The sequence below is a fragment of the Sulfitobacter sp. HI0040 genome (assembly GCF_001634885.1).
Taxonomy (GTDB): domain Bacteria; phylum Pseudomonadota; class Alphaproteobacteria; order Rhodobacterales; family Rhodobacteraceae; genus Sulfitobacter.
This window is the reverse complement of the sequence record NZ_LWEX01000198.1, coordinates 1-1,376: the sequence shown is the minus strand read 5'-3', so window position 1 is coordinate 1,376 and position 1,376 is coordinate 1. Positions and strand designations below refer to the sequence as shown.

Below are 1,376 nucleotides of genomic sequence, written 5' to 3'. Positions count from 1 at the left end.
GCGGCATCGGTGATCTTTCCGCCGTCGCAGTTCACGATTCCGGCGACCGAGGTGAGGGCAAAGGCATAGGACGCCCGGTCGCGCACCTTGCGGTAGGTCTGCCGCCCCGGAGGCGGCGGGGGCAGGGTGACGGCGGTGATGAGGTCACCGGGTTCCAGCACGGTTTCCCGGTCGGGCCGGTCCCCGGGCAGCAGGTAGAATTCCGACAGCGGGATGCTGCGCGCGCCTTCGGGGCCTTCGACCTCCACCACGGCTCCGAGGGCCTGCATGGCGACCGCCATGTCGCTGGGATGGGTGGCGATACACTCTTCGCTGGCGCCGAGGATGGCGTGCAGCCGCGTGGCCCCGCCGATGGCACTGCAGCCCGAGCCCGGCTCGCGCTTGTTGCAGGGGGAATCGATGTCCTGAAAGTAATAGCAGCGCGTGCGTTGCAGCAGGTTGCCCCCGGTGGTGGCCATGTTGCGCAACTGCCCGCTGGCCCCCGACAGCAACGCGCGGGACAGCACCGGATACTCCCGGCGCACCCGGGCATCGGCGGCCAGATCGGCGTTGGAGACGAGCGCGCCGATGCGCAGCCCGCCTTCGTGATCCTCGATCCCGCGCAGGTCGAGCCGGGTGATATCGGTGAGCCGTTCAGGCCGCTCCACCCCCAGCTTCATGAGGTCCAGCAGGTTGGTGCCGCCGGCGATGAAGCGCGGGTTGCCGACCGCGTCGGAGACGTCCGCAGCGCGTGTGTAATCGAATGGGGTCATTCCGCGGCCTCCTTGTTGCCGGAGGTCTCGCGGCCCGAGACTTCGCGGATCGCATCGACGATATTGGGGTAGGCGGCACAGCGACACAGGTTGCCCGACATCCGCTCGGCGATCTCGCTGTCGGTCAGCTCCGCCGTGGCGGTCAGATCCTCCGTCACCACGCTGGGCCATCCAGCGCGGGCCTCCTCCAGCATGGCGGTGGCCGAACATATCTGGCCGGGGGTGCAATAGCCGCATTGGTAGCCATCGTGACGCACGAAGGCATCCTGCAGCGGGGAAAGATCGGACGGGGTGCCCAGCCCTTCGATGGTGGTGATTTCCGCCCCGTCCATCATGCAGGCGAGCGTGAGGCAGGAGTTGATCCGCCGCCCGTCCACGATAACCGTGCAGGCGCCGCACTGGCCGTGATCGCACCCCTTCTTGGAGCCCGTCAGCCCGAGGTGGTTTCGCAGAGCATCCAGCAGCGTGGTGCGGGGATCGGCATCTATCTGATGCTCCGTTCCGTTGATGTTGAGAGTGGTGCGCATCTTGTTCTCCTGTCCGGTACGGTCTGTTCAGGAACCCGAGGTGGGAGGAATGGTTCCTGTGCCTGACGCATGGAAAAGAGGCACAGCGCCTGTAAAT

At 66.8% G+C, this 1,376-nt stretch carries 2 protein-coding genes; both read right to left on the bottom strand.

The features are described from left to right. Positions 1-752 (bottom strand): FAD binding domain-containing protein (locus A3728_RS12025; RefSeq protein ID WP_067923903.1); only part of this gene is annotated, 752 nt, incomplete at its 3' end. After that, entirely contained in the window at positions 749-1,279 is a 531-nt protein-coding gene (locus tag A3728_RS12020) for a 2Fe-2S iron-sulfur cluster-binding protein (protein ID WP_082850991.1), read from the bottom strand. The genes A3728_RS12020 and A3728_RS12025, both read right to left, overlap by 4 nt. Positions 1,280-1,376 lie beyond the last annotated feature (97 nt).